This window comes from Mesorhizobium sp. M0410, assembly GCF_040321435.1.
Classification (GTDB): Bacteria; Pseudomonadota; Alphaproteobacteria; order Rhizobiales; family Rhizobiaceae; genus Mesorhizobium.
This window is the reverse complement of record NZ_JAMYRN010000027.1, coordinates 1-26,495: the sequence shown is the minus strand read 5'-3', so window position 1 is coordinate 26,495 and position 26,495 is coordinate 1. Positions and strand designations below refer to the sequence as shown.

The following is a 26,495-nucleotide window of genomic DNA, read 5'->3' as shown; positions in this document are numbered from 1 at the left end:
GCGTGAATGGCCGATCATCTTCTCGACCATGTACGGCCCTATCTCGATGGAAACATCGAGGAGCGGATCGCCTTCATCCGCTCGCCGCGCTGGATCGGCCATCACGCGGCGCTGGACGCTCATGAGCGGTTGGCCGACTTGCTTTCCCGTCCGGCTGCACTGCGCACCGGCGGCCTGATGCTGATTGGTCCTTACGCCAACGGCAAGACGATGGTCGCCGAGCGATTCGCAATCGAGCATTTGAGGATGTCTCCGACGCAACGGGTCTGGATCGTGCAAACCCACGAGGGCGCGGGGCTTGCCCATTTCTATGCCAGCGTCCTTCAGGCGCTGAAAGCGCCGATCGGCAACGTCCGCAATGTGGTCGGAAGGCTGCGCAACTCGATCACTTGCTCGCCAGCCTCGCGCCCCGAATCCTGATCTTCGACGAATTCCACAACGCGTTACGCGGCCGCACCCGCGACGTCGAGGCGATCTTCGCCTTCCTGCGTCGGCTTGGCCGGATTCACGACATCTCGCCGGTGCTGATCGGTGAGGTCGCCGTCTATGACTTTATCAATGCGACCGATGAAATGGCGAGCCGGTTCGAGCTGTGCGCGGTCCCGCGGTGGCGCTATGGCGAAGAATATCTGGCGCTCCTCGACAGTCTCGAGGCGGCCCTGCCGCTCGCCAAAAGCTCCGACCTGTCGGAGGAAGAGATGGCGCGCAAGATCTTTTCGCTCTCGGAGGGCCTGATCGGCGAGGTCGTCGCCATCCTCACCAAGGCGGCGGCGGTCGCCGTCCGATCCGGCGCCGAGTGCATCTCGATGGCGATGATCGATCGGTTAGGCCACATTCCACTCTCGGCCCGTCGTCAGGCGCCGGTGCGCGAAGCCCTGCTATAGCGGCTATGACCGGCACGGCCGAGTTCGCGATCGAAGTGCAGTCGCACTACCGGGAGATTCATTCCGACCGCTGGCCAGTCGTGGTCGTGCCGCAAGCGGATGAGCTGCTATCGAGCTGGCTCAATCGCCTGGCGTTCGCCAATGGCATCGCACCGCGCCATTTTGCCGACGTTTTCGGGATAGACGGCGGCATGTGGTCGGCGCGGCTCGATCTTGCGCTGCCGGATGGCGCGGCGCGCCTGCTTCATCACTATTCCGGAGTTGCGCGAGACACTTTGGCTGCAATGACCCTTGCGCAGGATGAGCGCACGCGCCTCCTGCTACCACTGCGCCAGACCGGCCACCGAGGGCGCTCGACCTGGCTGCAATTCTGCCCTCAGTGCCTCACCTCCGATTTGGCGCCTTACTTCCGCCGGCGGTGGCGGATGGCGAGCAGTATCTCCTGCCCGATGCACGGCTGCGGGCTGCGTGACCGGTGTCCGTCTTGCGGCAGCGGCACTGCAGCATTTAATCAATCGGGCCTTATTCCGCAGCATCATTGCGCCACTTGCCATTTCGACCTGAGAACAGCCGCGAAAGTCAGCGTGAAAGCGGCAACGCGGCGTTTCGAGCGCTGCCTTCATGACATGCTCCGCATGGAGGCCGCCAAGGGCTTTCTCGCAAAGAGTTCGCTGATCGCGCGACTCCTCAGCCTTCCGACGGCCGTTGATCCCGGCTCGGCCAGGACGCTGATCAACCTATCTTCAGCCGCGCGCATCCGCTGTTTCGACCAAATAGCAGAAGAATGTCACGATCATCTGACGGCCGGGACGGAGGCTTTCGAAATCATCTTCTGGCGTCAGCGCATTCTCGCCGCCGGTAGCCTTGCTGCAGCCTTGCAACCGCTCTGCCAGTGGATGCGCAAGCGTGTCATGATCGAGGACGAAGCTCCCCAAAGGACGATTGATATCCAGGGCGTCGATCTTTCTGCCCTGATTGGCGCTTATCGACGTGTTAGAGAACGGCAGTTAGGTGGTCATGGTACCAGAGCATATCGGCCTGTTGGAGGCCGAGCTGACATATCTGGCGTTTGATTGACAGACAGTGGTTCAGGCTGTGTCGAAATGCGATTTTGAAAGAGACGATGAGATTGACCGTATCCGTGCCCGCCTGGAATCGCTGGCTGCGGAGCGACGAGCCCTTGAAGCAAGACTTGTCGAGCTTGATCAGCCACAGGCACTGCTCCCCTTGGCGGACCTGTCCGCGCCTTTCGCCGAAGCCGCGCCGGTCACCAATGCGTCAACGGCGGTAGACAAAATTGCTCTGTTCCGCCGCCTATTTGCTGGCCGATCGGACGTGCATCCGGTCCGCTGGGAAAACAGGAAGGCGGGGCGGTCGGGCTATGCGCCGGCCTGCGCCAATGAGTGGGTGAAGGGAATCTGCGGCAAGCCGCGGGTAAAATGTGGCGAATGTCCACGTCAGGCCTTCATTCCGGTCTCCGACGACGTAATTGAAAACCATCTGCGTGGCGCGACCGGGTCGCGACGCGGCTCCGAGAACTTCGTTGCCGGGGTCTACCCGCTGCTGCTCGACGAAACCTGCTGGTTCCTGGCGGCTGATTTCGACGGCGAGAGTTGGTCCGCGGATGCAATCGCCATGATGGAAACTTGCGATGCCAAGGGCATTGATTCCGCGCTCGAGCGGTCGCGGTCCGGCAATGGCGGGCATCTCTGGATTTTCTTCTCCGAACCGATCCCGGCGCGCACCGCGCGACAGCTCGGCTCCCTCCTCGTGACCGAGACCATGGAGCGACGCCCGGAAATCGGCGTTGCTTCTTACGACCGCTTCTTTCCAAGCCAGGACACCATGCCTATTGGCGGATTCGGGAACCTCATCGCCCTTCCGCTGCAGCGGCGCGCGCGGGAACAGGGCAACAGCGTCTTTGTCGATCGAGATCTGCGTCCCTATGCCGACCAGTGGGCGTTCCTGTCGTCATTGCCGCTTCTGCCCGCCGACGCGGTGAGCCGCTTGGTAGACGAGGCGGAGATGCGGGGCCGCGTGCTCGGCGTGCGATTGCCGGTCGAGGACGAAGCAGCGGATGAGCCCTGGCGGATGACGCCTTCCAGGCGTGCTCCGATCGTAGTCACCGAGCCGCTGCCAGACCGAATCAAGATCGTGCTCGCGGATCAGGCCTATGTCGAACGCACCGGCCTGCCCGCCACCATGGTGGCGCGGCTCATTCGGTTGGCTGCTTTCCAGAATCCGGAGTTCTATCGCGCCCAGGCCATGCGCCTGTCGACCTTCGGCAAACCCCGGATCATTTCCTGCGCGGAGGTGCATCCGAGTCATGTCGGCCTGCCGCGCGGCTGTCTGGACGAGGTGATCGGCCTGATCTGGAATCACGGCGGTGACGTCGACCTGGAGGATCGCCGGGAATCGGGAGCTTCGCTTCCCGAAGGCACACGGTTTCTCGGCGCGCTGAGGGGCAGGCAGGTCGAAGCCAATGAAGCGCTGGCGGCGCACGACTTTGGCGTGCTAGCTGCCGCCACGGCATTCGGCAAGACGGTCGTCACCGCGGCACTGATCGCGCAGCGCGCCCGCAACACGCTGATCCTCGTGCACCGCCGAGAACTGCTCGCCCAGTGGGTCGAACGTCTGAAAGCCTTCCTCGCAATTGACCCGCAGCATATCGGCGTCATTGGCGGCGGGCGCCGCAAACCGACAGGCATTATCGACATCGCGCTTATCCAGAGCCTTGTCCGGCGCGGCGAAGTTTCGGATCTGGTGGCCGACTACGGCCATCTCGTCGTAGACGAGTGCCATCATCTGTCCGCAGCAAGCTTCGAGCTGGTGGCGCGGCGCGCCAAGGCGAAATACGTCCTCGGCCTGTCGGCGACTGTCGCGCGCAAGGACGGGCACCATCCGATCATCTTCATGCAATGCGGACCGGTCCGGTATCGCGCGAGTGCGCGCCACCAGGCAATCGAAAGCACATTGAGCCACCGTGTCCTGGAACGATCGACCACATTCCAGCTTCCGCTTTCCCTTGCGAACATGGAACGCCCCTCGATGCCAGCAATCTATGCCGCGCTTGCTGTGGACGAGCCCCGCAACGATCTGATCTTCGACGACGTGCTGAAGGCGCTGGAAGCGGGGCGGTCGCCGGTCGTGCTGACCGAACGGCGGGATCATCTCGAACGCTTGCAGGCGCGATTTGCCAAGTTTGCTCGCAATCTCGTGGTCCTGCGCGGCGGCATGAAGGCTGCGGACCGCAATGCGGCCGAGGCTGCCCTTCGCGTATCGGACGATCAGGAACGGCTCATTCTGGCGACAGGCCGCTATCTCGGAGAAGGCTTTGACGACCATCGGCTCGACACGCTGTTCCTGACCATGCCGATCTCGTGGAAGGGGACGCTCGCCCAGTATGTCGGGCGCCTGCATCGCGAACATCAGGGCAAGTCCGACGTTCTCGTCTATGATTATGTCGACGGGGCCGTGCAGGTTCTGGCGCGTATGGCCGCGAAGCGGCGGACCGGATATCGGACCCTTGGCTACCGTCTGGAATAGCGTCGGTCAGGGTCTATCGACGATGTTGCCGCGTTCGTGCGACGATATGGCGGTTTGGCTCTCCAAGGCCGTCCGGCCATGCCTATGCGCCCGGGCGCAACGCTTGGAGCAGCGGCTTGAGCTTGTGCTTGCGCCGGTGTTTTTCGATAAGCTTGTCGATTCTTTCGATCCAGTCGTCGAACCGGCCCGCCGCATCATAGGCGAGCACCGCCTTTTCCAGCCACTGCGCCGCCAGTTCGTAGAATCCGGCCTGGCCCGAATCCATGACGTTGACGGCCATGCGCTCGCAGACATCGATGACCCAGTCGGGATGGCTGGCGTGCGCCGCCTCGGCGAGGCGCATAAGAACCGTATTGGACGGATTGCGCAAAACGTTCTCGACGTCGACGGACCGCACCGCCTCGTCGATCCTGCCTTCGTTCAGGAAAATCTCGGTCCGGTCGTGAGCGTGTTTCGCCGCCGCCAGCTTCGCGAGAAGGCGGGCGCGCATCGCCGTCCATTCCGGTCCGGCCAGGGTCTCGGCCGCCCGAAAATCATCGAGCGACAGACTGTGCTCGAAAGCGGCGCCCGCCGCCGTCAATGCGGGTTCTCTCCTGGCCAGCGCGGCGGCGCAATCGCGCAGCCAGCGCGCGAGACCGACAATCCCATAGGAGCGGTCCTCTTCCGCCTTCAGCGTCAGACCCCATTCGGCCAGTTCCAGCGCCTCGTCGATCTGTCCCGCCTCCTTCAAGACCTGTGAGAGCAGCAGAACCTCTTCGGCGGAGCGAAACTGTTTCCGGGCATAAGCGGCAGCTTCCGCGACACGTGCCAGCCGCACGAGCATCGCGGCATGATCGCCATGCCGTCCCGCCGCTCTGGCGAGGTTGAGAAATTCCTCCGCCCGCCCGCCGATATCGAGCACCCGCAGCCGGGCTTCCGTCAGCCGCTCCATGATCCAGTCGCCCAGGCCCGAGAGCGGCCAGGTTCGTCCCCGGCCGGCCATCACGTCCGCAAGACCGATCTCATCCCAGCCCTGTTCGAGCGCATCGATCGCGACCTGCAGATGGTCGTCGAGGCCGTAGCCGTCGAGTTCGCCCTGCCAGACATCGAGCCGCGCCATCAGGTCGTCGCGTTCGCCAGGTGCGAGATCGCTCATCAGGACCGCCTCGGCGATCAGTTGGCCGAGCACGGGAAAAAACTCGTGCAGCGTTTCGTCCCAGTCGGCCTGTTCGAGCCATGCGGGCACCAGGGCCTCGGTGACCGGCTCCAAAATGGCGAGGGCGTTGCGACCGTCACCCGCCTCGAGGAAAGGCCTCGCCTTGTCGATCAGCGCCGCGACGCCGTCCTCGTCGATCGCGGGGACATCGTCGCTCCAGCCGCGTCTTCGGGAATTGCGCCCCGACAGCAGCGCCTCAGCCTGCCGTCTGATCGGTTTCGGATCGACGGCGGTGCGACGCGCACCCGCCAAAAATCCGTCCGGCGCGCCGACGGCCAGTTCCGCCTCGAGCCAGAGCACCAAGCCCGGATCCTCCTCGGCCCGGCTGATCAGCAGCGCCGCCAGCGCCGCCCGATCGAGGTCCCGGAGCATGTCCGCGAGCGGAAGCCTTTCCACGACCTCGCCCGGCTTGGCAACAAACTTCAGGAGCACGGCGACGACATGCTTGCAGGCGCCGCCCCAGTCGTAGGGGCAGGAGCAGCGTGTCTCGATCACGCCGCGCGTGTCGGCGACGCCGCCATCGCGGAGCCTGACCGACACGACGTAAGGCGCGAATTCGCTGCCTTCGACCTGCGCGGTCAGGACATCGCCGCGGCGCACGAGTTCGGAAACAGCCCCGCTGCGAAAGTAGCTTTTGCCGCGCGCGAAGGATTCCTCGGTGGCGAGGGCACGGATCGTGTCTTCCCCGAATGGCGGTGGCGTCATGGCAGCCCCTGCTCCTCCGCCTCTGCGTCTTCGCTGACAATGCCGAGCGCGCCGGACAAGTCGGCGAGCAGTTTTGCCTTGTCGAGCAGGCCGGCGTCCTCGAGCTTCTCCATGTCGGGGAGATCGCGCAGCGTCTCGAAGCTGAAGTGGGACAGGAAGGTCTTCGTCGTCACATAGGTGTAGGGCGCCCCCGGCTGCGGCGCGCGCGGTCCGGAAGCAATGAAGCCGGCGCCGCGCAGATTGCCAATGAGGTCGCGGCTGATCTCGCGGCCGAAAAAACCGGACAGCTCGGCGCGGGTGATCGGCTGGAAATACGCCACCGTCATCAGCACCAGCGCTTCCGATTGCGACAGGTCGACGGTCTGTTCGCTGACGCCCGAAGCGGCGCGGATAGCGTCTGAAAAAGCCGGCCGGGTGCGGTGCTGCCAGCCGTCGGCGACCGCCACTAGATCGTAGGGTCGGCCGCGCAGTTCGGCGCGGATGTCGTCGATCAGAAGATCGAGATTGCAGTCGCGGCCCACCATCCGCGCAAGAACCTCCCGCGACACCGGCTGGTGGGAAGCGAAAATGACGGCCTCGACCCGCCCCATCCATTCACGCCACCGAACCTCCGGCGGCAGGTGGTCGAGATCTCGGTCAAGCAACAGTCGTTGCCCATCCCCATTTCCTCGGCAAGCCTTCGTCGGACGCGCCGCCATCATCACAGCCCGTAGATGCGAAAGGTGGCGCGGCCGGACAGTTCGCGCACCGCGCCGAGACCGGTCAGCCGCTCGAACAGGCGCCGCGCGCCCCATCGCGACAGATGGGGCGTCTGCAGCGAGCCGGGCACGGCGTCCTCGTCGAGAAGCAACCTGATCGCCTCCCCCGCCCCTTTCGCCCTGAGCTTGGGCGCCGCCGCGGCAAGCCGGGCGGCGTTCCGGGCGATGTCGGCGGCCAGCCGGCAGGCCTCCACCGAGGCTTGCGCGACCGCGAGGCAGACCGCCCGCTCGAACTTTTGCTCCCCCGGCCGTATTTTTGCGCCTCGTGCGCCCTCGGTGCGAAAGGCTGACGAATGCACCTGCGCCATCAGGAGCGGCACCGGCCGCGGCCAGCGCAATCTTTGCGCCAGCGACAGGTCGGCGAGCCACCAGCCCAAAAACGCCGCCTCCGGCCGCGCGGCGTGGACGTGCCCGGCGATGGCGGCGGCCATGAACGGCGCCGGCGGCGCGGACCGCAGCAGATCGTCCATGCGTTCGGGGATGGTCGCCAGCGCGCCATCCCAGCGGACCCCGAGCAAGTCGCAGATTCCGCGCAGGCCGTCGGCGTCGACCGCCGGCGAGCGTGAGGCCAGTCGTTTCCATGCCACAAAAATGGCGCCGGAGGGGCCGGGATCGTCGCCTGGGCTGCGCAGATGCCAGGCGTCGCGCAGCGCCGCCTCGTCCTCGGCGCGGCCGGCGAGGCGCACGGCGGCCGCGGCGCATTTCAAGGCCTGGCGCTGGCGCCAGGCGCCGGCCCAGGGCGGTGCCGCGCGCACCAGAGTGTCGAGCGCATGCAACGCCGCGCCGGCCATGAACGCCGCCTCCGCATCGCTTGTCACCGACCCGCGCTGGGTCGCCCAGCCGGGCACGGTGGGCGGCTCGCAGGTCGATGCAATCGGCGACATGGCGGGACGAATCATGGCGTGGACGATAACGCCATCGTGCGCTTTTCGCTAGCGATCCGGTGCAAAGCGCACAGCCTGTCGCAACGCTTTTATGTCCGATAAGCTTGCCTTATCGGACGTATTCTGATAGCCTCCCAAATCATGCAAAATCCCCCGGAAAACAGGGCCATAACCGACGAACCGACCCACGACGATTTGCCCGACATCGTCGACCTTGTGCTGGAAATGGGCTCCTCACCCCCCGCCTCGCGGGCGCCGGCGCGTCTGGAAGCCCTCGTCGAGACCGCGACGGCCTACGCCAAGGCGGCCAGCTCCGACAACACGAGAGACGCTTACGCCAAGGATTGGCGGCATTTCACCAGCTGGTGCCGCCGGGAGGGATTCGATCCGATGCCGCCGTCGAGCCAGGTCATCGGCCTCTATATTGGCGCCTGCGCCGCCGGGGATCCGAGACGCGGCCTCCCCCCACTTTCTGTCGCGACGATCGAGCGGCGCCTCTCCGGTCTTGCCTGGAACTTTACCCAGCGCGGCGTGCCAATGGATCGCGCCGATCGGCATATTGCCACCGTGCTCGCCGGCATTCGCCGCAAGCACGCAAAGCCACCGCGGCAAAAAGAGGCCGTGCTCGGCGACGATCTCATCGCCATGATCGCGACGCTCGGCCATGATCTGCGCGGCCTGCGCGACCGCGCTATTTTGCTGCTTGGCTTCGCCGGCGGGCTGCGGCGCTCGGAAATCGTCGGCCTCGACGTCGCGCGCGACGACCATCTCGATGGCAACCACAGCGACGGCGCCGGCTGGATCGAGATTTTTCCTGACCAGGGCGTCCTGGTGACGCTGCGCGGCAAGACCGGCTGGCGCGAGGTCGAGGTCGGCCGCGGCGCCTCCGACCAGACCTGCCCCGTCGCTGCCCTCGAGAGCTGGATCCGCTTCGGCCGCATCGCGAGAGGCCCGCTCTTCCGGCGCATCTTCAAGGACAACAAGACCGTCGACGTCGAGCGGCTCTCCGACAAGCATGTCGCGCGCCTGGTCAAGCAGACCGCACTCGCCGCCGGCGTCCGCTCGGATCTTCCGGAAGGGGAACGGAAACTGCTGTTCTCAGGACATTCGCTGCGCGCCGGCCTTGCCTCCTCGGCCGACATCGAGGAGCGTTACGTCCAGAAGCAGCTTGGCCACGCCTCGGCCGAGATGACGCGCAAATATCAGCGGCGGCGGGATCGGTTCCGCGTCAATCTCACCAAGGCGTCTGGGCTCTGAAAGCCCCTCCCCCGCTTGAAGCCGGCTGCCGGCGTTGGTCAGGATGATGTCGCTGGCGACAGCACCTCTTCGAGCAGGGCTGTTGCAGTGGCAAGGCTATCAGCAGCCATCTCCTCGTAGTCTGGCATGATCATGAGCTGTGCAATCGTCCGTCTGACGAACTCCGGATTCAGCTCTGCAAGCCGCTCCCTTGTTCGAGCGACACGATCCGGAAATGCCCGGAGGGCTCCGACAACGCCGGCTCGATGCGATCGCGCGGCGGCTGCGATATCGAAGATGTCCCGCGGTCTGGGCTCCGCGCCTCGGTAATAAACCTTCTTGGCAATGATCTCGGGAATGGTCTCAAGCCATACCGAACGACCTTCTACCTCTCGCTTTTCGAAAGGTGTCCCGGTCAAGGCCCCGGCCACGATGAAGTCAATCTCGCCCAAGCCCTCGAACGCGAATTTCTGAAACCTCGTCCCGTCGCCGTCATATGCGGCAGGACCCGTGCTGAAGCTCAGTTGGCTCTTGGATGGGTCAATGAAGCCGAGTAGCTGAGGGTCGTCGAGGAAGATATCGACGTCGTGGCTTTCGCGATGGTTGATGTGGATCATCATCGCCGTGCCGCCGCCAAACGACCATTCGAATTCAAAACCTCCGGCCTTCTCCCGGAGCTGGTCGATCAGATCGGCAGCAATGGCGAAAAGCCGCCGCCATTCGGACGGACGACGGCTATGGACCTCGATCATCAGGCAGCGAGTTGATAGCTCTCGCCGGACCAGGCAGAGAAATGGGCCGCGAAAGCCTTCAGATCATCAACCGCTATCTGGTGCGCGGCGGCGAACTCCATCTGCTGCTCGACCGGTACTTCTCCAAGGAAGGCACTGACCTGCCCAGGATACTGCTTCGCCAGATCTAGATCCGAAAGACAATGAGCCAGCGCCACCCCGTCGAGCTGTTCGCTGTAGGGCGCGTTCACTGTCGTCAGAACCAAGGCCAGATGCTCACTCATAGTCATGCAAAATAGTCAATTCGTGGATGGGGCACAAGCTGCGAGACTCGGGCACTGCAAATGGCTCGCGAGACTCACAATCGTCCTTCCGTCGACCACAGTGACGCCTGAGCGGCCATGCGCGCGTAAACGGACGAGCTACAGACGCGCGCGGGATCGAGCGGCATTCGGCCAGCTGCGAACTGATCTTCGGAAGCACGACTCCGGCACGTCTCGCCCTTACGAAGCCGCAGGGCGAGATCGGCGGTGGCGCGATCGGTTCCGCGTCGACCTCACCAAAGGCTCTGAAGGTCCCCTCCCCGCGCTTGAAGCCGTAAGGTGTAAACGGCGGTACTGAACTTCAGCTTACGACTTCAATTGAAATCGGGAAATAAAAGCGACAGTCACAGGCGATATCTTCGGCAAGAAAGCTCACTATCGATAATGACCTCATATCGGGACTGTACAGCACCACGCCCTGGGGCGGTCAGGAGGCTAGAAATGGTTGATTTTCAGCCTCATCGAAGCCGTAGGAGCTACCCAAAGGGCCACTAGAGACGTTTACAAACGATCGTTTGTTGATATCTTCGGTGTTTGTACAAACGCCCTTTCCTAAGCTGAGAGACGCCGCAAATGGCCCGTGAAGCGCAAGATCGACGCTCCGGACGACCACAGGGCCGACAAATCGGGTACGCGCGCGTGTCGACGGACGAACAAGCGACGGAAGCGCAGGAAATTGAGCTGCGGTCGGCTGGCTGCGACGTGGTCGTTCAGGAACATGGATCCGGGGCGTCAAGAGCTCGCCCTGCCCTACTGCGGTTGATGAGCGATATCGGCGCCGGCGATGTCCTGGTCGTGGTGCGCCTCGATCGCCTCGCGCGCTCGGTAAGCCATCTTCTTCAGGTGATCGAGGATCTGACTGAGAAGGGCGCGCATTTCCGATCTCTCCGAGATCCGATCGACACGTCGACGCCACAGGGCATGTTTTCGCTACAGGTACTCGGCGCCGTTGCCCAACTCGAGCGTGCGCTGATTTCAGAGCGGACCAAGGCCGGCATTATCGCTGCACGATCGAAGGGGCGGCTGCCAGGCAATCCTGGTATCCGGGAGCGCAGGCCCGAAGCCCTGGCGAAGATGACAGCGGTACAAAAGGCAGCCTATGGCCGACGGCTACAATCAACGATGAACCAGTGGCTTCCGACGGTCCGCCGGATGCGACCCGACCACAACTGGGACGACATCGTTCGGGTCTTGAAGCAGCGCGGCCTCGACTGGACGCCTGAACGACTGCGGCGGGCAGTGAGGTGGCTCGTCACAGAGCACCTGGCCGACTCCACACTGCTAAAGCGGGCGTCTCCTCTGTCTCCCGAAGATCGCCTGATGACTCTCGTGGCAGGGATTTCGCAGTCTAACCCAAACCTGTCGCTCCGCGACATCGCTGGCCAGCTCGAGCGTCTGCATGAGCGAACCCCACGAGGAAGCGCAAAATGGTCTGCCTCCTCAGTCAAGAACCTGCTCGATCGAGCCCGACGGCTTGGACTCGTCGCCGAACTACCTGCGAACTGACCGCCATCCCGCTGCAGAACAGTCCTCAGTTTACGGTCTGTGGCTGACGCTCAACGTTCCCGAGCCGCTTGTACGCGGCCCAGGCATCAGCTGGAACGGCGCTGCCGGCCCGCGCCAGCCAAGCCGCACGATCGGATTCGGTAAGCGAATTCCACCACACCATCCCGGCGGTTTCATCGGGCGTCGGTTGCGGGTCATGTTCTTTTCTCATACCTTCGATGCTCGCATAAGACGCTCGTCCCGACAAGCGCCGCAGCGACCCGCCCAAGCTCATAAAGCGGATCGAAACCCGCCCACCTCATCATGATCCGCGCCCCGGCTTGTCGAGGCTGCGGCGCAACGCATTGCTGATTTCCAGCCGGGATTCGGTGCGCACGACCTTGCCCGCCATCTCCAAATCGACGGCAGCGGCTTCAGCTCCGGTTCCGGTCATTTTCGACGCGTCAAGCTTGGCCCGCAACAAGGCCATCACCATCGGCCAGACCGAGAACTTTCCGACCTTTGCTCGATCTGTCAGGCTGCGCAAATAGCCGCCGGCGCTGTTGATCTGGTCCTGCCGCTGGTAGATCGCGGCAATGGAAATTGCCGCCTGCTGCTCACCCATTGCCGTTCGCGCTTCCTCCCAGGCGCTCGGGCTGACGCCCATGGACGGTCGGGCAACCTCGGCCGCGGCCAGAAATTCACGCCAGTTGCGGATTCCGCCGCCGCCCTTCACCAGCCAAAGCATGTTCGGGCAGGCATCCAGCACGATCCCTAGCGGCAGTTCGCGTTTCGGTAGGCTCCGTACGTTGTCGGTGTCCGCAACGTTTCCGCCCGCTTCATCTTTATTTCCTGAGCCGCTTTCAGATTCAAATTTAGAGTCTGGTTTTGAATTCTGTATGTGGCGCCCATTTTGGGACTCATTGGCGTCCACTTTCTGTGTTTTTACAAATGATTCCAATGCTTCACGCACTTCAGCCCAAAGGCCTTCAAGTTCTTCGGCAATCACCTCGAGAGTCTGCCTAGGTGCAGTGCGTGGTATCTGACCAACAATCGCCTGGTAGGCCTGCTGGACCCTGCCCCAGTTCGCCGGAACGCCTTCCTCAATCCCCGCGTCGATCATCTTGACGATGTCACGGCGGCATATGGTTAGCCGCTCCTTAACGAGACGAAAGGCCTTCTTCTCAGATCTGACCGCTTCCGCAAGATCCTTGAACTCCTCAGCGCGCGCCACGATCGGCGAGATGTCAAAGCCATAGGCTTGCTCGATCTCGCCCGCCTGCCCTTTCCGGGCGAAGCGCTTGCCGTTTGGGCTGTCCCGACGGATGATCAATCCACACTCGACCAGAACGGCCAGGTGTCGCCGTAAGGTCGTTGGGGGCATGCCATTGGCGCGGCGGATCAGCTGCTCGTTGGATGGCCATACAACCAGTTCACTGTCGCCATAAAGTGCCGTGTCCGGATGGAACGACAACAGCGCGTCGAGAATAGCCAAAGCGCGATCAGTGGCGCCCAGAGCGATCCTGGCATCCTTGATATCTTGGAAGACATGCCATTTGTGGACGATCGCGTCCTTCGGCACGGCCCTTGCGGTGACTTGGCTTGAAATCATGCCAAGCGTCATCGGCCGCCGCCCAAAGGGCGTCGTCGCAATATTCGTCTCCATTTTCTTTCACCCTCGATTAGGCAAAAGAAACCTGCTCGCCAAAACGACGCCAATGACTCTTGACAGTGATTCGTGGAGATGCGATTCTCAGAGTGCTTAGTTCAGAGAGAGGCTTCCACGGCTTGCCGTTCGGGGGCCTTTTTCTTTTGCGGTTTTCAGACTCCTTGTTTCGTGATGGACTTCCGAAAGGCCTCAAACAGGTCGTCCAGTTGTCCGGCGATAAACGCTGCGAAACGCGATCCTTCAGCCTCTCCCACCGCAATCATGGTAGTTTTTCCGTTGTCTTTGAGGCTGACGCTGACTGTTTTGTCTGGAGCAGCCCAGGATTTCATAGCAATCTTGGGCTTTGATGGCTTGGCCGGACCCGCAGGTTCTTTGATCGCATTATGATCCGATGGAAGCGTCTCAAGCAGAATAATGAATCTGTCGTCGGACGTTGCCTCGCGGAATTTGTTTTTGCGAATAAGATCGAAAGCTTTTGCGGGTGAGCCGTCTATGGAATAGCGGTTCGAGAATTCCTGCCATCGTCCTCGACCAATCCCGGGAGCTTTACCAATCGATTGCAGTATCTCCTTGTCGACCGATGAGGCGATTTTGATCATCTCGGAGACATGCGATTTTCCTGTCGACAGCGAAGCGCAGATGGTGTCCCGTTTGTATCCCGCTTCCTGCTGCGCAAGCGCAAAAGCGCACTTCTCAATGTATGAAAGATCCTCTCGAGCGGTGTTTTCTTCGCCTTGGAAAATGACTGCTTGTTCATCAGTTAACTCGCGGACGGCCGCTTTGAATCCGATCCCAAGCTGCTTAGCTGCCGCTAATCTTCTGCGACCATAGACGATTTGAAACTCGCCATCCTTGCCTTGTACTGGCCGAACCAGTCCAGGCACAATCTGACCGCGCTCCCGCATGGATTCAGTGATCTCAGCAATGGCGGAAATCTCGTAGGCGTCATCATATCGATCGGTAATAGACGACGGCCGTATTTTGTCGGGATCGAGTTCAATGATCTGTTCGCCTGACTTCAGTAACTTGTCGGCGATATCGCTACGCTCTTGCATTTGGCGAACACCAGCCGCCACCTTCATCAGGTGCGGCGATGACGTGCGGCGGCTGACGCCCTCCTCCGAATTGTCCTCCCCGAGTTGCCCCAAAACAGCAGCAAACATGCCCTTAGAATCTTTACGGCTCACTGTTCACGCCTCCATGCCATTGTGATGAGGCTTTCTATTTCCGCGTTCGCGGCATTGATCGATTCGATTGCACGATCATAAGTTTTAGGTGCCGAAAACCTCGATCGTTGCACTTCATAGAGGCTCTGCTTCCAAGTGAGAGCGTCCGCAACCGCAGTGGATTTGGAGACTGAATTCAGAAGTAAATCCTCGCCAAACACTTGGCGCATTAGGGCCTGCATGTTGGCTTGCGGGTGGTCGTTGGCCTCAAACTTTGTGATGAGGAATTTGGCGAAATCCCAACGTGCGCCTGCACCAGCCTCATCCAGGATTTGCATATAAGATGCGGCCAGCTCCAAAAACTTCCCTGTGGAGTCGACATCGAGCATGTGCGCTGGAACTGGGATTAGGACTCCGGTAGCGGCAGTGAGCGACGAAAGTGTCAGGAAATTGAGTGACGGCGCACAGTCGAGAAGGACGATGTCGTAGTTATCGACGATCTGTTCGAGCGCCTGTGACACTCGAAGCAGAAAACTGGTTCCACCGCTCTTGCGCATCTCAAGGGTGACGGCCGTCTCGAATTCTGTCAGCTCAAGACCGGCGCAGATGACGTCGAATCCGATGATATGCGTCTGATGAATAATCTTTTCCGTTGGCACCGGATCATCAAACCGAATCGCTGAGTAAAGGGTGTCACCTTCTCGGTAGTCAAATCCGGGTAACGCTCCTTGCAGACTTGTCAACGACGCCTGGGGATCCATGTCGACTGCGAGAACGCGATATCCACGTAGTGCCAACCAATGACCCAAGTGAATAGTGGTCGCTGTCTTGGACGATCCACCTTTGAAGTTCGTGATCGCGATGATCTGGCAATCCTCGCCTTTAACACGACGAGGATTGATCCATTTCTTCCGTGCCTTTTCCGCCAGGTGCATCCGAAGGTCCAGCACCTGCTCCACAGAATATAAGCGCTTTCCGGTGGTCGTTGTCTCTGGCTCAGGCCCCTGCCCTTTTAAGGAGACCTGCCGTATGTAAGCTTCAGTCACTCCTAGCAATGCTGCCACTTCCGTCGAAGTGAATTTGCGCATCGTACGAATCGCATCTGGAGGATACTGAGCCAGCGAAAGATTGTTGAGTGCCTTCTCGAGTTTCGTCGAAAAGGTATTCATGAACTGAAGGCTACTTAGATGCCGCGTCACCCAGATTCTCCTCTTGCACCCAGCGCCTATTGATAGCGACTGTGGTTAACAAGCTGTTAACGCCACGCCAACTACGCCAACTTTTCGAATTACGCGGTTTTTCCGTTACTGGAGGTATGCCCGATTCGGAGAATTCGAGCAAATGGACACAGGGCAGTTCCCAGCTGGGAACTTTTCGCTATCGCTGGCTTCCCTGTGCCGTCAAAGTTGCGCATCAGGCATTGAAAAAGACAGCTATGAAGTTGGTTACGCAGCATGGGGGCACGGGCGGGCCCCGTTGCCCGTTTTGTTCTCGTAGATAGTCGACGTTGGTGTACCGGTTGGCCTCTGGCTTCCGCGTACGGCCGCGAGCGACCTACAAAAGCGCAGGTAGGTTTCGGCGCATGGAGAGATACCCCCTCCCCCCACTTTGGCGCGGCGGCGAAATTCCCGTTGTGACGGAGGCACTGAGCTCGCGCAGTCCTAGGGAAGTCACCATCCTTTGCGTCGGGGACGATGGGTTGTGTTTGTAATGCAGCCATGCCGCGCCGCTTCCGATGTCACTTCGGTGAACGCCCCCAGGCAGACAAGTTAGACGCCCCACGGCCCCTACCCTGCAACGAGGCATTCCTTCCGGGCCGAGCGACTCTCGCGAATGGCAACTCAGCGGCTAGGATCTATCGCCAGGCGTCCCACGCGATTTGACAGCAATCAGCACCGTTTGGCACGTGGGCGTCCTGTCCACGCGCACTTTCCTCCAGCGTCGAGCAAGAGGCTCCTGCAGTCGCCAGGCAACTTCCCTCGGGGGCTAGTCCAAGTGTCGGCGAAGGATCCTGGAGAACTCATCGAGAAGCAACTTCTCGCACAACCCGTATTTTGAGTTCCCAGCTGGGAACAGCTCTTCAAGTTGGAGGCTTGCGCCCGCACCAATAAACCTTAGAAACCCATCAACTTGATGGTTGGATCTGTGGCGCCGGGGTGGATTGGCGCATCCAGAGGCACCTGCGGCTGGGGGGCGTACCGCACTCTACAATCCTGACGCCTTAGTTAGATTGACGCGGAAGCGATCGCGCCGGCGCTGGTATTTGCGTGTCATCTCTGCCGAGGCGTGACCAAGCTGCTTCTGCACGTAGCGCTCGTCAACCTCGGCAGAGGAGGCGAGGCCAGCGCGCAGCGAATGGCCGGAAAACTTTTGGCCGCGCTCGCCCTCGGAAAGATCACCGCGCACGCCGGCGGCCAAGGCCGCGCGTTTGACCAGCCGCGCCACCTCCTGATCGTTGAGCCGCTCGGCGCCCACAGCTTTGCCCTGCCCCGTGACGCGGCGGAAGAGGGGGCCATGCGCGATGCGGGCCAGCTTCAGCCAGGTCTGCAGGGCGACGACCGGGCAGGTGGCATCGGACGAGCCGCGGCCAATCTCGACCTCGCGCCAGCCGGTCTTGCCTCGCAGCGTAACCAGCACGCCCTTGTCCGGGAAAAATTCAATCCAGCCGCAGCCGTCCTCGGTTTGATCGCGCGCAACATCGAGGCCCACGATTTCGGAGCGGCGCAAGCCGCCGGCGAAGCCCAAAAGCAACATGGCGCGGCCGCGCAGACCGCGCAGCGTGCCACGATCGAGCGTTTCCAGCATGGCGACAAGATCGTCGCGCAGGATGGCTTCCTTTTGACGGGGAGGGGAGGCGTGTTTATTGCGGATGCCGGCGAGCACGGTGGCGATATGCCGGTCCTTCCGGTCGAGCGGTTGACCGCGTTGCGTATAGTTCCAGGTCAGCGACGACAGGCGGCGCTCAATGGTCGACACAGACTTTTTGTCCCGTTCCGATCCTGAGGCCTGGGCCGTGATGTAGAGGCCGACGACTTGTGGATCTGGCGGCAGCGGATCAAACGCCTGGCGCCGGCACCAGGCGCAAAAATGCTTCCAGTCGGCGGCATAGGCGCGACGGGTGTTTGCCGAACTCGCCGCCTCGACGTAATCGCGCGCGCGGTCGGCCAGCTTTTCGAGATGGGCAGGCAGTGATGCTCGTCGCGAGTCGAGGACCTGCGTGGGAGGAGCGGGAGCCTCATCCGGATGCCCCATTTCCATGACGACGTCGACAATGTCAGGCAGGTCGCTGGTGTCGACCGCGTCGATGGGCGTCATGAAATTACGGGGACTGCCCATCGAAACTCTCGATCATTTGAATGTCACAGTGGTGCGATTCTGAGAGCCCCAACGTGCGACCAAAGCGCCCAAATTGTCCACCGCGAGGTGCTTGACCAGTAGCTCCCGAGATTTGCGCCGGTCGCGTACGACCACACGCTGGGTCGTGCTTTAGCATGACCGGGCGACGGACCATGTCCGATCCAGTGTTGACCCTCCTAGGGCCCTCTTTCTCAGTGCCGATCCTTGCCTTCATGTTCAACATCCCTTATGTTTCGTTCAACAGGAGAATCCAGGATGAGCGTACGTGGCGCAACGGCAGCCGAAAGCGAGGAGCGGATCGCCCACACCCGGAACCGTCTGGTGCTTGAGCAGGCGAGGGCGGTCGGCCTTCTCGGCGCGGCCAAGAACACACGCCTTTCCGGGAGGGTGCCGTCGGAATTGATCGAGGCGGCAAAAAAGCGCGCTCATGTGACCTCCGACACTGAACTGCTGGAGCTCGCCTTGTCGCGGCTGGCCCTCGAGGACGATTTTGGCGCCCAGCTCGTCCGCCGCAAGGGCAGCATCTCCGCAGACATTGATCTTGGCGTTTGATCTCGGGAGCGCACTGCGTTCCCTCAAACCACAGCGGCGTGCCGGCGGGCTGGAACGGCGGCCGGATTCCGCTCTGTCCTGGGCAGGGGACCAGCCGCCTGTCGGCGGTGCATTGCTTCTCGACACGAGCGTCTATCTGGATGTCCTTCAGGGGCGCACGCCCAAAGTGGTCGATGACCTTCTGATCTATAGGCTCTGTCAGCACTCGGCCGTCTGCCTTGCCGAGCTCAGCCACCTGTTCGGCCGGCTCGACCCAGCGCACCCCACGACGAAGTCGGTCCTGAAAGTGGTTGCAGGCACGATTGAAGACATTCCAGTGCACCGGCTGCATGCACCCGACGCCACCGCCTGGGGACGCGCCGGCATGCTTGCCGGCCTGCTGTTCCGGCTGAGCCGTCTGCCGAAAGGGGAGGGCCATGAACGCCGCTTCCTCAACGATGCGCTGATCTTTCACCAGGCCGGTCTGCTGGGCGCGACGGTCCTGACCGGCAATGTTGGGGATTTCGATTACCTCAACCAGCTTGTTCCGTCGGTGCGTGTGATCTTCTACCGGCCGGTGACAGACTTGCGCCCGCAGGGTTGAAAGCGTCTGTGGCAGATGCCCGTGCACCGTGATCGTCCAACCTCCTTTAATGACCACCAGTCTTCAAAAAGGTCGCTGACACTCTCCTGCGACCGTTGAACCGCGGGCGACAGCGGCCATTTCTAACGTAATGACAGACACGAACGATAAGGCATTATCGTTCGTCATTGTGCAACGACAGGCTGTGCGTTTGAGCCCTCGAATGATGGCGTAAAGCGCACGCCCAGTTTACCATGTCAGACATGATTCGAGCCGACCCCTCACCTGTTAGCGCTCCTCTGCCGCCGCGTGTGCCGGGCTGGGCGCTGCCAGACGGGCCAGTTTCGAGCGATGCCGATGCCGCGTTTTGGGCTGGGGCAGCCTTGACTTCGCTCGATAATCTGGTGCGTTCGGAGCCGCCCTGGGCCGGTGCCTGGCGGCAGGGGCGGGCCTTGAAATGCGCCGCCGCCGCCGTTCGGCTGGCCGGCCGCAGCGAGGACGAGGCCGCCCTGCGCGATGCCTGGTATATGCGTCCCCCCGACACCGATCCTGGACCTGCCGGCGCTGTTTTGGGCGCCTGGCGACAACTGGCGTTGCGGCCGCCGGTGGTCAATGCCGCGAGACTGGCCGAAGTGGTCGCGCTGCTCGGCTTGCGCTGGGACGATGCCTTTGCCGATCTTCCCGAGGTGATCGACAATCTTGCCCGTTCCGGGCGACCGGCGCCGTTCGCTGCCGGGGCAATCGCCGGCTACGTGGTCGCAATGCGGTCGGAGGCCGAAACGCTGGCCTGGTGGTGTGCCGATCTGGTCTTGGCGCAAAAGCTGCGCTGGTCGCGGCCCGTGCCAATGTTGGTGGCGCAGGCGTTTGCTCCGGCCTTCCATGCTGAAGGCGGACGCGGCAAACGGATCCGGCCTGGAGGGGAAGGGTTTGAGCGGGCAGTATGCGTGGCGCTGGCGCAGGGCGCGGCGGATGCCTGCCGGGTCGCCGGCGAAATTTCTCGGCGGGCTGAGCGGCTTATGGCGGTGGCGCCTAAGCTCCGCGCCAAAGGCGCAGGTGAGGCGATCGCAAAACTGCTCGACAATGATGCCGTCTCCGGCTCGCTCGTGACCAAAAACCTGTCGCGGTTCGGGTCACGGCGGCTGTTCGACCGGTTGATAGAATTCGAGGCAGTGCGTGAATTGTCGGGACGGCCGACCTTCCGGCTGTATGGGCTCTAGCGATGGCCGACCAAACGGCCCAGAGAAAAGAAAATGCCCAGCCATCGCTGCTCGACACTGAGTTGGAACACCTGCCGGCGGAGTTGCGCTGGCGCGAATGGATGGGTCGCGTCGAAGCGGTGATTTTTGCGGCCAACACGCCGGTGATGCGCGAGACGCTGGCGCGGGTCGTCGGAAGAAGCTGCAACATCGACCTGGTTATCGACGACATTCGCGAAGAATTGCGCGGCCGGCCCTATGAACTGGTGTCGGTCGCCGGCGGTTGGCAGCACCGGACCAGGAGGGTCTACTCCGATGCAATTCGAGCTGCCACGGGGCAGGGTACGGATGGCGGGCCGGGGTCAAAACCCCTGTCGCAGTCCGAGGCGCTGATCTTGATGTGCATTGCGTATTTCCAGCCGATCACCCGGGCCGAGCTGTCGAGCTTCTTCGGCAAGGAGATCTCGCGCGACCTGATCGGCGTGCTGCGATCGCAGGATTTTATCGCTTCGGGTCCGCGCTCGCCGCAACCTGGCGCGCCCTATACTTATGTGACGACGAAAACTTTTCTCTCGCAGTTCGGGCTCGACACGCTGCGCCAGCTACCGGATTTCGAGGCGCTTGAGGACGCAGGGCTGCTGTCGAAGGAGAAGCTGCTGGCCGGCGATATTCCAGCCGGGCTGGCGAGCGGGGAGGGCGACGGCGAGGACGATGTCGTTGGGGACCAAGCGCCGTGACGGGGGACGTCGTCGCGTTGCGATCCCAGAGACGGTCGATAACTCAGCACCAGGACGACTGGTCGTGCGGCAACCGTTGATCGGGATCGTGAACCGCGACATGGTCGCTGTCGACAAGATTGGCCGGAAAGATCACCAGATTGGTGCCGCCGGCGTGACGCAGCGACGGAAACAGGATGCCGCGAAGTCCGGCGGTGATGACCAGATCCGCGAGCTTCCACGATGGCGGGATCTTCTTGTCGATGCGAGCGACCTGGCGCCAGGCACAATCCCACTCCTTCCACGGGCCGTCCCAGATGTCCGGGTCGAAACCCTGCGAAAGGTCGGCTACCTCGGCGAGCGTGATCTTGTAAGCGGCAAGGGTGGCGGGCGGGGTGATGCTGGCTCCCTGCTTGTATTCATCAAGCGCCGTCTGGGTCGCACGCGACAGATAAAGTGCTTCGATGCCTGGCCGGTTGAAACGACCGCCGTCCATCGCTGCGCCTGCACCGCTGGTGGGCAGGAAAGCCCATTTGGGAGTCAGATAGCGATGGAAGATTTCGTCTGGACCGATGCGGGTGATCCTCACCCGCGCGCACCATTCTCGAGATCCCGGATAAAGGCCAGAACCGCCTCGACCTGGCCGCCCGCGACGAGCTCGGCTGCGGTACGATGGCCATAGTCGGCGATCGGTTCATTGCGGTACCAAAAGATCGCCTTGTTGACGTCGCCGGTGAGTTCCGTCGCCGCCGAGATCACTTTCACCATCTCGCGCATCCGGCCCTGCAGGCGCTCCGATGAGGGATTGCGGAGCGTGTTGCGGTGGACACCGGTCAGCTGGGCCAAGTTGGCCACCTTCACGCCCAGCGCCTGCGACAGGCGCTTCGGCGAGATATAAGGCGTGCGCGGCTCCTGCAGGCTATCGACAAAGCCGGAAATCACCGTGGAATGTGCGAGCTGTGCGTGGGCCATGACAAATCTCCGACCTCTCATATGCACAATATATGCACATTCCGATGCATAGCAAGTGGACGGAGGCATCGTCTTGTCCCCAACATGGAGCTGACCGGTTCGGTTGCTCCCGGCGGCATGCGTAGCGCCGGCACCGATTCCACCGCACAGGCATCCGATGCCCAGGACGAAAGGATTGCACGCTTCTCCTGGACGTCCAGCGTCGCGTCAGTCAGCACGTCCTGAGGTCGCTCGAAATGCCGTGCTGGATGGAGCAACCGGTCAAGAAAAACATCAGGACCCTCGGGCCCGATTGGGGGAAAACTCGTCGAAATGGCTCCTTCCATCGATGGTCCTCCGCTTTGAATAGTCTCCTTTGTTGATGTCATCTTTGGTGGCTCTCGCGATTTTCACCAGCCGAAATTTTGGAGAGTTTCGAGCAAATTTCAATGGCCCGACAAGGCCAAATCCTCGCAGTTCAGCCCACGATCAACATTTTTTCGAACCGGTGAAACAATCGGCGTGAATGTCAGTTGTTGCGTCTGGGAAAAGTCGCGCGGCAGCGCCAGGGCGGTCGGGCAGGAGAATCAATCATGTCTTACATTGCCAGGAAGCGACTGAGCATGGGCCTCGTCGCAGGAATCTTGATGCTCTCGGCTGGCGGCTTTGCTCCGGTTTCAGCACAGGAAATCCCGAACGACTTCAGCGCAATCCTGCGTCAGAAGCTGCCGGCCGTGGTCGCGATCACGACGAGGCAGATCATCCAGGACCAAACGATGCTCGACGATTTTCTCAACCCCTTCGACAGCCGCGGGCCTGCCCAGCCGCAGGTGCGAGAAGCTCTCGGCTCCGGCTTCGTGGTCAGTCCGGAGGGCTACATCGTCACCAACAATCATGTCGTGGCCGACTCCACCGAAATCCACGTCGTATTCTCCGATAAGGAGACTTCGCGCGCGCGACTTGTGGGCCGCGATCCAGCAACCGACATCGCGGTGCTGAAGGTCGATCCACGCCCCAACATGACGACCACCGCCTGGGGTGACTCTGACGCAATGCAGCCGGGTGCCTGGACGATCGCGATTGGCAGTCCCTTCGGGCTCGGGGGAACCGTGACCGTCGGCGTTCTTTCCGCCCGCTCGCGCGACATCCAGGCCGGCCCTTACGACGATTTCCTCCAGACAGACGCCTCGATCAACAGAGGCAATTCCGGCGGCCCGCTGTTTAACGCGCGCGGCGAAGTGATCGGCGTCAACACGGCCATCGTCTCGCCATCGGGCGGCAGCATCGGCATCGGTTTCGCCGTGCCGTCCCGAACTGCACGAAGCGTCGCCGATCAGCTGATCCGTACCGGCCGGATTGACCGCGGCTTCATCGGAGTGCGTCTCCAGGAGGTGACGCCGTCGCTTGCCCAAGCGCTTGGGATATCGAGCACCAAGGGAGCGCTGGTCGCCTCGGTCGAGCCCGGCAGTCCGGCGGAGAAGGCCGGCCTACAATCGGGCGATGTAATCACCCGGTTCAGCGGCAAGGACATCCAGGGCGTCCATGACTTGACACTGGCGGCAGCGAACGAAAAGCCAGGGTCGAAAGCGACGCTGACAAGGAACCGCGGCGGCTCCCAGCAGGAGGTGGAGCTGACCGTCGGCCAACGCAAGGACGAGGAGGTGCAGACCGGTGCCGTTCCGAGTCCGGAAGCGGCGGACCAACGCCTCGGGCTGTCGCTCAGCACCATTCCGGACGAAGCGCGCCAGCAACTCGGTCTGCAGCCGGGTACCACCGGCGTGTTTATCCAGGAAGTGGCGCCGAATAGCCCCGCCGCCGAGAACGGCCTTCGACCTGGCGACGTGATTGTCTCGGCCAACAACCGGGATGTGGCACAGCCGTCAGATATCCAGGAGGAGTGGGCAAGATCCCGGCAGCAGCACAAGCCCATTCTGTTGCGCATAAACAGGCAAGGACAATCGCTCTTCATTGCCCTAGCTGCTTCCTGACGTAGCGTGCGTCGAAACCAAAAATGTGGCAAAGTTTCCGTTCCGTATCCGAAAGAACGGAATCAGGTCGCCGGAGCCCAAACATCACTCCAGCCGCCTCCTCCCATCTCGCGCGCGGCAAAAAGCAGCCAGCCGGCCGTGGCTCCCATCATCGTCCGCACTTGAGCAGCTCGTGCCGAGCCCGTGTCAATTTTGACGCACTCCGTTCCTATATAGCGTGATAGAAGACCTTCGCCGCGTTGGCGATGATGAAGACCGGCCTTGCCGGAACCGCGCAGCGAGCGCCCTTCCCGAAGACGCCATATGACCACATCTCGCACGGTCATTGTTGAGACGGCAGCGTCAAAGTTCGCCGCATCAGTTGCAACGAGTTCTGGAAAATCAGGCCGGACTTGATGCCAGCGAATGATAACGTCAGGTCGGCTCGCCGTGTTCTGCATCGCTCGTTGTCGATGGGTGGCGATCATAATCGATGGGCGGGGCAACATAACTTCGGCCTCGGCTCTGCCGAACTCCCTGCCGATTTGGAATGCCGCTGAAAGCTGTCTCATGAACGGAGGGCTGCACGTATTTTGGAGGCATCGTTGGATCTTCCCGCTTTCATTTAGTCGACAATAGCTGGTCCGCTTGGAACGGCAGTCCGTCACCGTTCAAAAGCCACCCGTCGAGGCGGCCCTTTCATTAGGAACCCCTCCACATGACCAAACCCACCCCAACGCGCCGCGGCGCCAACACCGACGTGCGTGCGACCGTGAAGCGGCAGCACCTGCAGGTTCAACACTGGCTTTCGCAGGCGATGCCGTCTTTGTCGCGGTCTAGCTTGCGGCCCCAAGAGCAGTTGGCTGGGTACCAACTTGCTTCATCGCACGAGCTGATTTGGGAACAGGTGCGCCGCGGCTCGCATGAATAGCCGCTTTGTGCGACCTGATGGCGGTTGATTAAGCCAAGCGGCTGGTTAGAAAGCGGCCGGTTGTCGGCATGCGCTAGACGCCACACCCAAGGCGCCTGAAAAGTTCCGGCCCACAGACCGAGCTTTGCCGCCTCTGCCTTCGCCTGCTGCCCCGCATAGGCGCCGTGGCTGTAGAGGGGCCAGTCCAGTGCCAAGCCCTGCTCGACAAGCCAGCGCTGAACGCTACGACCGCCCGCCCGATCGCAGTTCCCGACAAGACGCCCGTACCGATCACGATCGACAAAACTGCAATGCAGCGGTCGCGAAGCTGCCAGGAACTTGTCCAAGGCTTGGGCAGCGCGGCGCCCGCATGGGTAGTCAAAGCCCTTGGCGTCGTCGCAGTGCTGACGGCTCTCGGGCGCGTCGATGCCATTGAAACGAATCCTTTGGCCTGCAATCTCTACTGTGTCGCCATCGATCACCGAGGCGCGGCCTTCCATGTGGCCAGGCAATGGTTCTGTCCAGTTTGTTATCGTGCTCTGTTGGCCGGCGGTGCTCTGGATCGCGAATTGGGTGACTGCGGCGGCAAGCGTGCCGGCGCCGAGGAAGATCAGCCCCAAGAGGGGTCGCGGCAGCCGCCGTAACGGCATTCTTCTGCCGGCGCGCCTTCGCCAGCGGTCAGCCTGATTGGCGCCTTGATAACGGTGGCCTTTGCCCACGCCCGCTCTCCCGGAAGAGAGAATGCCGCCATTCCGGGCGAGAGTCCAGAAGCTGCACTAGCCGGTCGGCAACTGGTCAACGCGGGGGGCACCGGCTCAGCCTTTCAACCGTCTCAACTATGGCCTTCGCAAGCGGGCATCAAGGTCCGCGTGAAGCACCTCCGGGGCGAGGAAGACCTTCGGCACGCCTCGCTGCAGGATTTTTGGGATGAAGACTAGAACGCCGTTTGTGTCTCCAAGACGCGACAACGCAAAGTTCACCGGCCCGGCCAAGCGCCGACTATTTGACAAGCGCGCAAATGGCGTATGCTGTCAGCGTCCAAGCTGTTGGGGACGTAGCGGCTACATGCGCTTGTGCTACCCACCCTGGAGCTGGGGAAGTAACCGGCAAGCTCCTAGAAATTAGAGCATTTGAATTTGACGCGCTGGCACCGCCACCTATGACGACTTTTGGCTTGGGACACCAAGCCTGTGCGGATTTGTCTGGGCTTGTATCACTCGCGCTTGCATACTGGGTGATTTCCCAACCGCCGACGCCGTCCTTCCCCGCCGGACCCTCAGCCCCCATTGCACCTCTAGGTCCCTGCTTGCCGGGAAGACCTTGTGGACCGACAGGCCCTTGGGGCCCTGGGGGGCCTGCCGTTGTGCAACCTGCAAGGAGGGCGACGCATGCTAGAGCGGTAATAATTCTCATGACCACCTTCCCGGTTTCCCGGTGAGTTGACGACAAAAAACATTCGCCAAATCAACCGAATGTACCACCACGCGATTGTCGTGGATAGGAACGCGATCGGCGGCTAACGGAACGTCGCATATGCGCCGTGACGACGGGCGGCCAGCAATCGTAGCGTAGAGTGTTGACGCGCCTTCCTTGCCGTTGAAGCTCTCGATGAAGCCGTATCCGGCATGATGTTCTTGGTGCCATCGTTTGTTCGGTACGTCAGGTTCGTTAAGCTTGGCGCATCCGGGCCACGGGGCACCGG

The 26,495-nt window shown here is 61.9% G+C and carries 23 protein-coding genes and 2 pseudogenes; 10 read left to right on the top strand and 15 right to left on the bottom strand.

The window, feature by feature from the left end; translation table 11 throughout:
• The first annotated feature begins 6 nt into the window (after positions 1 to 6).
• The 3 genes and pseudogenes from NKI63_RS26790 (at position 7) to NKI63_RS26780 (ending at position 4,430) form a co-directional block, all read left to right on the top strand.
• A pseudogene (locus NKI63_RS26790) lies at positions 7 to 884 on the top strand (TniB family NTP-binding protein).
• A 5-nt stretch (positions 885 to 889) separates the two neighbouring features.
• Complete coding sequence (locus NKI63_RS26785) at positions 890 to 1,957, top strand: TniQ family protein (protein WP_023722827.1); 1,068 nt, start codon at positions 890 to 892, stop codon at positions 1,955 to 1,957.
• A gap of 154 nt (positions 1,958 to 2,111) precedes the next feature.
• Entirely contained in the window at positions 2,112 to 4,430 is a 2,319-nt protein-coding gene (locus NKI63_RS26780; RefSeq protein ID WP_352468044.1) for a TOTE conflict system archaeo-eukaryotic primase domain-containing protein, read from the top strand.
• A gap of 82 nt (positions 4,431 to 4,512) precedes the next feature.
• On the opposite strand, the gene NKI63_RS26775 is transcribed toward NKI63_RS26780, so the two are convergent.
• Genes NKI63_RS26775 through NKI63_RS26765 form a run of 3 tightly spaced genes read right to left on the bottom strand, consistent with a single transcriptional unit; the run spans position 4,513 to position 7,972 of the window.
• A complete protein-coding gene (locus NKI63_RS26775; protein WP_023722825.1) occupies positions 4,513 to 6,330 on the bottom strand; it encodes an SWIM zinc finger family protein in 1,818 nt (605 codons plus the stop codon).
• On the bottom strand, positions 6,327 to 7,028 hold the full coding sequence (gene scpB, locus NKI63_RS26770; RefSeq protein ID WP_352823924.1) for an SMC-Scp complex subunit ScpB: 702 nt from the start codon (positions 7,026 to 7,028) through the stop codon (positions 6,327 to 6,329). Before scpB (NKI63_RS26770) ends, NKI63_RS26775 begins: the two co-directional genes overlap by 4 nt.
• 2 nt (positions 7,029 to 7,030) lie before the next feature.
• Positions 7,031 to 7,972 carry a DUF1403 family protein gene (locus NKI63_RS26765; protein ID WP_352756335.1) on the bottom strand — a complete coding sequence of 314 codons (942 nt, stop codon included), beginning with the start codon at positions 7,970 to 7,972 and terminating at the stop codon, positions 7,031 to 7,033.
• A 141-nt stretch (positions 7,973 to 8,113) separates the two neighbouring features.
• Here NKI63_RS26765 and NKI63_RS26760 point away from each other — a divergent pair, with 141 nt between their 5' ends.
• Positions 8,114 to 9,229: a tyrosine-type recombinase/integrase gene (locus NKI63_RS26760; protein ID WP_023723132.1), complete on the top strand. Its 1,116-nt coding sequence runs from the start codon at positions 8,114 to 8,116 to the stop codon at positions 9,227 to 9,229.
• Positions 9,230 to 9,267: 38 nt separating this feature from the next.
• On the opposite strand, the gene NKI63_RS26755 is transcribed toward NKI63_RS26760, so the two are convergent.
• Both NKI63_RS26755 and NKI63_RS26750 read right to left on the bottom strand, forming a co-directional pair.
• Entirely contained in the window at positions 9,268 to 9,960 is a 693-nt protein-coding gene (locus NKI63_RS26755; protein WP_023723131.1) for a nucleotidyl transferase AbiEii/AbiGii toxin family protein, read from the bottom strand.
• Positions 9,960 to 10,223 (bottom strand): hypothetical protein, encoded by a 264-nt coding sequence (locus NKI63_RS26750; protein ID WP_084643174.1) that lies wholly within the window; start codon positions 10,221 to 10,223, stop codon positions 9,960 to 9,962. The genes NKI63_RS26755 and NKI63_RS26750 overlap by 1 nt, the downstream gene beginning before the upstream one ends.
• Before the next feature lie 612 nt (positions 10,224 to 10,835).
• Here NKI63_RS26750 and NKI63_RS26745 point away from each other — a divergent pair.
• On the top strand, positions 10,836 to 11,768 hold the full coding sequence (locus NKI63_RS26745) for a recombinase family protein (RefSeq protein ID WP_031195486.1): 933 nt from the start codon (positions 10,836 to 10,838) through the stop codon (positions 11,766 to 11,768).
• Between the two features lie 301 nt (positions 11,769 to 12,069).
• Here the strand turns inward: NKI63_RS26745 and repC are convergent, their stop codons facing one another.
• The 4 genes from repC to NKI63_RS26725 form a co-directional block, all read right to left on the bottom strand.
• Entirely contained in the window at positions 12,070 to 13,413 is a 1,344-nt protein-coding gene (gene repC / locus NKI63_RS26740) for a plasmid replication protein RepC (protein ID WP_023723128.1), read from the bottom strand.
• Between the two features lie 155 nt (positions 13,414 to 13,568).
• On the bottom strand, positions 13,569 to 14,603 hold the full coding sequence (repB, locus tag NKI63_RS26735) for a plasmid partitioning protein RepB (protein WP_031195483.1): 1,035 nt from the start codon (positions 14,601 to 14,603) through the stop codon (positions 13,569 to 13,571).
• The gene (gene repA / locus NKI63_RS26730) at positions 14,600 to 15,781 is read right to left on the bottom strand and encodes a plasmid partitioning protein RepA (RefSeq protein ID WP_023749471.1); all 1,182 of its coding nucleotides are present in this window, start codon (positions 15,779 to 15,781) and stop codon (positions 14,600 to 14,602) included. Before repA ends, repB begins: the two co-directional genes overlap by 4 nt.
• A gap of 1,006 nt (positions 15,782 to 16,787) precedes the next feature.
• Positions 16,788 to 17,918, bottom strand: a complete 1,131-nt coding sequence (locus NKI63_RS26725) for a site-specific integrase (RefSeq protein ID WP_051409794.1) — start codon at positions 17,916 to 17,918, stop codon at positions 16,788 to 16,790.
• A 276-nt stretch (positions 17,919 to 18,194) separates the two neighbouring features.
• Here NKI63_RS26725 and NKI63_RS26720 point away from each other — a divergent pair, with 276 nt between their 5' ends.
• The 4 genes from NKI63_RS26720 to scpB (NKI63_RS26705) all read left to right on the top strand — a co-directional run bounded on the left by NKI63_RS26720 (position 18,195) and on the right by scpB (NKI63_RS26705) (position 20,986).
• Entirely contained in the window at positions 18,195 to 18,491 is a 297-nt protein-coding gene (locus tag NKI63_RS26720; RefSeq protein ID WP_352468047.1) for a hypothetical protein, read from the top strand.
• Positions 18,481 to 19,074, top strand: a complete 594-nt coding sequence (locus NKI63_RS26715) for a type II toxin-antitoxin system VapC family toxin (RefSeq protein ID WP_023723123.1) — start codon at positions 18,481 to 18,483, stop codon at positions 19,072 to 19,074. The genes NKI63_RS26720 and NKI63_RS26715 overlap by 11 nt, the downstream gene beginning before the upstream one ends.
• Before the next feature lie 242 nt (positions 19,075 to 19,316).
• The gene (locus NKI63_RS26710) at positions 19,317 to 20,270 is read left to right on the top strand and encodes a DUF1403 family protein (RefSeq protein ID WP_031195481.1); all 954 of its coding nucleotides are present in this window, start codon (positions 19,317 to 19,319) and stop codon (positions 20,268 to 20,270) included.
• 2 nt (positions 20,271 to 20,272) lie between these two features.
• Positions 20,273 to 20,986 (top strand): SMC-Scp complex subunit ScpB, encoded by a 714-nt coding sequence (scpB, locus tag NKI63_RS26705; RefSeq protein ID WP_352468048.1) that lies wholly within the window; start codon positions 20,273 to 20,275, stop codon positions 20,984 to 20,986.
• Between the two features lie 43 nt (positions 20,987 to 21,029).
• On the opposite strand, the gene NKI63_RS26700 is transcribed toward scpB (NKI63_RS26705), so the two are convergent.
• From NKI63_RS26700 to NKI63_RS26690, 3 genes and pseudogenes are all read right to left on the bottom strand, one after another.
• The gene (locus NKI63_RS26700; RefSeq protein WP_023723120.1) at positions 21,030 to 21,554 is read right to left on the bottom strand and encodes an RES family NAD+ phosphorylase; all 525 of its coding nucleotides are present in this window, start codon (positions 21,552 to 21,554) and stop codon (positions 21,030 to 21,032) included.
• The gene (locus NKI63_RS26695; RefSeq protein WP_023680933.1) at positions 21,551 to 21,937 is read right to left on the bottom strand and encodes a hypothetical protein; all 387 of its coding nucleotides are present in this window, start codon (positions 21,935 to 21,937) and stop codon (positions 21,551 to 21,553) included. The genes NKI63_RS26700 and NKI63_RS26695 overlap by 4 nt, the downstream gene beginning before the upstream one ends.
• A gap of 89 nt (positions 21,938 to 22,026) precedes the next feature.
• A pseudogene (locus NKI63_RS26690) lies at positions 22,027 to 22,263 on the bottom strand (hypothetical protein); the annotation flags it as partial.
• A gap of 246 nt (positions 22,264 to 22,509) precedes the next feature.
• Here NKI63_RS26690 and NKI63_RS26685 point away from each other — a divergent pair.
• Positions 22,510 to 23,904: a Do family serine endopeptidase gene (locus NKI63_RS26685; protein ID WP_031195538.1), complete on the top strand. Its 1,395-nt coding sequence runs from the start codon at positions 22,510 to 22,512 to the stop codon at positions 23,902 to 23,904.
• Positions 23,905 to 23,966: 62 nt separating this feature from the next.
• On the opposite strand, the gene NKI63_RS26680 is transcribed toward NKI63_RS26685, so the two are convergent.
• From NKI63_RS26680 to NKI63_RS26670, 3 genes are all read right to left on the bottom strand, one after another.
• Positions 23,967 to 24,455, bottom strand: coding sequence for a hypothetical protein (locus NKI63_RS26680; protein WP_156937504.1), 489 nt, complete (start codon positions 24,453 to 24,455; stop codon positions 23,967 to 23,969).
• A gap of 223 nt (positions 24,456 to 24,678) precedes the next feature.
• Positions 24,679 to 25,413 (bottom strand): thermonuclease family protein, encoded by a 735-nt coding sequence (locus tag NKI63_RS26675; protein WP_352496426.1) that lies wholly within the window; start codon positions 25,411 to 25,413, stop codon positions 24,679 to 24,681.
• Between the two features lie 789 nt (positions 25,414 to 26,202).
• The coding region (locus tag NKI63_RS26670; protein ID WP_352823923.1) for a hypothetical protein at positions 26,203 to 26,495 on the bottom strand (293 nt) is incomplete at its 5' end.